This window comes from Inquilinus sp., from assembly GCF_057815775.1.
Window position 1 is genome coordinate 1 of the sequence record NZ_JBYRFX010000546.1, and the last position, 3,709, is coordinate 3,709.

A 3,709-nucleotide genomic window follows, 5' to 3' on the forward strand; every position below is an offset into this window, starting at 1 on the left:
ACCAGCGAGCCGGATTTCCGGCGGATGGTGGCGAGCGACCGGATCGGCGTCTATGTCGCCCGCATCGCCTATGCCAACCCGACCACGCCGGACAATCTGCGCCGGATGCAGCCGCGGCTGCGCGAGGGCGCCGGGCTGATCCTGCCGGACGAGGATCTGGATCTCGTCTGCTACTCCTGCACCTCGGCCTCGGTGGTGATGGGCGACGATGCGATCGAGGCGGCGATCCGCGAGGCCAAGCCGGGCGTAACCGTGGTGACCCCGCCGCTGGCCACGCGCCGCGGCCTCGATGCGCTGGGTGTGCGGCGGATTGCGGTGCTGACGCCCTACACGGTCGAGACCAGCTGGCCGATGGCGGGTTATTTCGCCGATCACGGCTACGGCATCGCCCGCTTCACCTGCCTCGGCCTCGATGACGATCGGGAGATGGCGCGGATCACCCCGGATTCGATCGTCGCGGCGGCGGAGGCGGCGATGACGCCGGACGCCGAGGCGCTGTTCATCTCCTGCACCGCGTTGCGCGCCGCCGGAGCGGTGGCGGAGATCGAACGCCGGATCGGCAAGCCGGTGGTGTCCAGCAACCTCGCCACCGCCTGGATGACCCTGCGGCTGTGCGGCGACGACCAGCCCCGGCCGGAATTCGGCCGGCTGATGGCGGTGTAGGATGACCGCGCACGCCGTCACCCTCGACACCATCCGGGCCGCCGCGGAGCGTATCGCCGGCGAGGTCGTCCGCACGCCGCTGGTCCGGTCGGCCGCGCTGTCGGACAGCGCCGGCGTGCCGGTGTTCCTCAAGCTCGAGACCCGCCAGACCACCGGCAGCTTCAAGCTGCGCGGCGCCACCAACGCCGTGCTGTCGCTGCCCCCGGACGCCCGCAAGGTCGGGATCGCAGCGGCCTCGACCGGCAATCATGGCCGCGGCCTGGCCCATGCCGCCGCGCGCCAGGGCCTGCGCTGCGTGGTCTGCATGTCCAGCCTGGTGCCCGACAACAAGCGGGCGGCGATCCGCGCGCTGGGGGCGGAGATCCGCATCGTCGGCCGCTCGCAGGACGATGCCCAAGCGGAGGTCGACCGGCTGGTGGCGGAGGAGGGCTTCACCGCCATCCCGCCCTTCGATCATCCGGATGTGATCTCCGGCCAGGGCACCATCGGGCTGGAGATCGTCGCCGATCTCCCTGATGTGGAGCAGGTGGTGGTGCCGCTGTCCGGCGGCGGCCTGTTCGGCGGCATCGCCGCTTCGGTCAAGGCGCTGCGGCCGCAGACACGGATGACCGGCGTGTCGATGGCACGCGGCCCGGCGATGCAACTCAGTCTTACCGCCGGCCGCCCGGTGCCGGTCGAGGAACTGCCGACGCTGGCGGATTCGCTCGGTGGCGGCATCGGCCTGGACAACCGCCATACCTTTGCCCTGGCCCGCGACCTGCTGGACGAGGTTGTGCTGCTGGCCGAGGCCGAGATCGCCGCCGCGATCAACCACGCCTATGCGGCGGAGCAGGAGATCGTCGAGGGCGGCGGCGCGGTCGGCATCGGCGCGCTGCTGGCCGGCAAGCTCACCTTATCCGGCCCGACCGTGCTGGTGGTCTCGGGCCGCAACATCGACATGGCGCTGCACCGCAAGATCGTCAGCGGCGCCTGGGAGGACACGCCTTGCCCCGCATGACCATCGTGACGGAGGCGGAGCTGCGCCGCGCCGTGCCACTCGACCGCGACGCCGTCGCCTGCGTCGAGGACGCCTTCCTGGCCCTGGCCACCAAGGCGGTGGTGATGCCGCCGATCCTGCGCCTGGACATTCCGGAGCATCATGGCGAGGTCGATGTGAAGACCGCCTATGTGCCCGGCCTGGACGGCTTCGCCATCAAGATCAGCCCCGGCTTCTTCGACAACCCGAAACTCGGCCTGCCCAGCACCAGCGGGCTGATGGTGCTGTTCAGCGCCCGGACCGGGCAGGTCGATGCCGTGTTGTTCGACAATGGCTACCTGACCGACATCCGCACGGCAGCCGCCGGGGCGGTGGCCGCCAAGCACCTGTCCCGGAAGGATGCCCAGGTGGCCGCGATCTTCGGTGCCGGCATGCAGGCGCAACTGCAGCTGCAGGGGCTGATGCTGGTGCGGCCGATCGTCGAGGCGCGGATCTGGGCCCGCCAGCCGGAGCGGGCCGATGCCCTGGCGGTCAAGTTGTCCGACCGGCTGGGCATCGCCGTCCGCGCCGAGGCGGACCCGAAAGCGGCGGTCGAGGGCGCGGACATCGTCGTCACTACCACGCCGGCGACCGAACCGGTGCTGCGCGCCGAATGGCTGTCGCCCGGCCAGCATGTCACCGCGATGGGCTCGGACGCCGAGCACAAGAACGAGCTGGACCCCGCCATCCTCGCCCGCGCGGATCTCTATGTCGCCGACAGCCTGGCCCAGGTGCGGCGGCTGGGCGAGCTGCACCACGCGATCGCCGCCGGCATGGTCGCGGCCGATACCGTCTTCCCGGAACTCGGCGCCGTCATCGCCGGCACCGCGCCGGGCCGGCCCTCGGCCACCGCCATCACCGTCGCCGACCTCACCGGCACCGGCGCTCAGGACACCGCCATCGCCACCCTGGCCCGCGGCCGGGTGGCCGCCGCCGGCATCGGCACCCCCTTCGAAAGCTGAAAGGCACAGCCATGTCCGTCACCTTGAACTTCAGCCGCGAGGAATACGCCGCGCGGCTTGCCAAGACCCGCGCCGCCATGGCCCGCCAGGGGATCGACCTGCTGTGGGTCAGCGACCCCTCGAACATGGCCTGGCTGACCGGCTATGACGGCTGGTCCTTCTATGTCCACCAGGGCGTGCTGGTGCCGCCGGAGGGCGAGCCGATCTGGTATGGCCGCGGCCAGGACGGCAACGGCGCCAAGCGCACCGCCTATCTCGCGCATGACAACATCATCGGCTATCCCGACAACTACGTGCAGTCGACCGAGCGTCACCCGATGGACCGGCTGGCCGATATCATCGACTCGCGCGGCTGGGGCCGGCTTTCGATCGGCGTCGAGATGGACAATTACTGGTTCTCGGCCGCCGCCTTCGCCTCGCTGCAGCGCCACCTGCCCAACGCACGCTTCGCCGACGCCACCGCGCTGGTGAACTGGCAGCGCGCGGTGAAGAGCCCGCAGGAGCTGGACTACATGCGCAAGGCCGCGCGCATCGTCGAGGCGATGCACAAGCGGATCCTGGAGAAGATCGAGCCCGGCCTGCGCAAGAACGATCTGGTGGCCGAGATCTACGACGCCGGGACCCGCGGCGTGGATGGCATCGGCGGCGACTATCCCGCGATCGTGCCGCTGCTGCCGTCGGGCGCCGACGCCTCGGCACCGCATCTGACCTGGGACGACAAGCCGATGCGGTCGGGCGAGGGCACCTTCTTCGAGATCGCCGGCTGCTACAAGCGCTACCACTGCCCGCTGTCGCGCACGGTGTTCCTGGGCAAGCCGACCCAGGCTTTCCTCGACGCCGAGAAGGCGGTGCTGGAGGGGATGGAGGCCGGGCTGGAGGCGGCGCGGCCGGGCAACACCTGCGAGGACATCGCCCATGCCTTCTTCGGCGTGCTGAAGAAATACGGCATCACCAAGGACAACCGCACCGGCTACCCGATCGGCCTGAGCTATCCGCCGGATTGGGGCGAGCGGACCATGAGCCTGCGCCCGGGCGACCGCACCATCCTGGAACCCGGCATGACCTTCCA

The 3,709-nt window shown here is 70.5% G+C and carries 4 protein-coding genes; all 4 read left to right on the top strand.

Annotation, left to right across the window (positions count from 1 at the left end; all coding sequences use genetic code 11):
* Positions 1-663, top strand: a 663-nt coding sequence (gene eutA, locus AC3XYG_RS19045; protein WP_489141433.1) for an ectoine utilization protein EutA, incomplete at its 5' end; no start/stop codon positions are given.
* Between the two features lies 1 nt (position 664).
* Positions 665-1,660 (top strand): hydroxyectoine utilization dehydratase EutB, encoded by a 996-nt coding sequence (gene eutB, locus AC3XYG_RS19050; RefSeq protein WP_489141434.1) that lies wholly within the window; start codon positions 665-667, stop codon positions 1,658-1,660.
* Positions 1,657-2,640 (top strand): ectoine utilization protein EutC, encoded by a 984-nt coding sequence (gene eutC / locus AC3XYG_RS19055; RefSeq protein ID WP_489141435.1) that lies wholly within the window; start codon positions 1,657-1,659, stop codon positions 2,638-2,640. Before eutB ends, eutC begins: the two co-directional genes overlap by 4 nt.
* An 11-nt stretch (positions 2,641-2,651) precedes the next feature.
* Positions 2,652-3,709, top strand: a 1,058-nt coding sequence (gene doeA / locus AC3XYG_RS19060) for an ectoine hydrolase DoeA (RefSeq protein ID WP_489141436.1), incomplete at its 3' end; no start/stop codon positions are given.

Coding starts and splice junctions, on each gene's coding strand:
- eutC (WP_489141435.1), top strand. CDS start 1,657: ATGACCATCGTGACGGAGGCGGAGCTGCGCCGCGCCGTGCCACTCGAC.
- eutB (WP_489141434.1), top strand. CDS start 665: ATGACCGCGCACGCCGTCACCCTCGACACCATCCGGGCCGCCGCGGAG.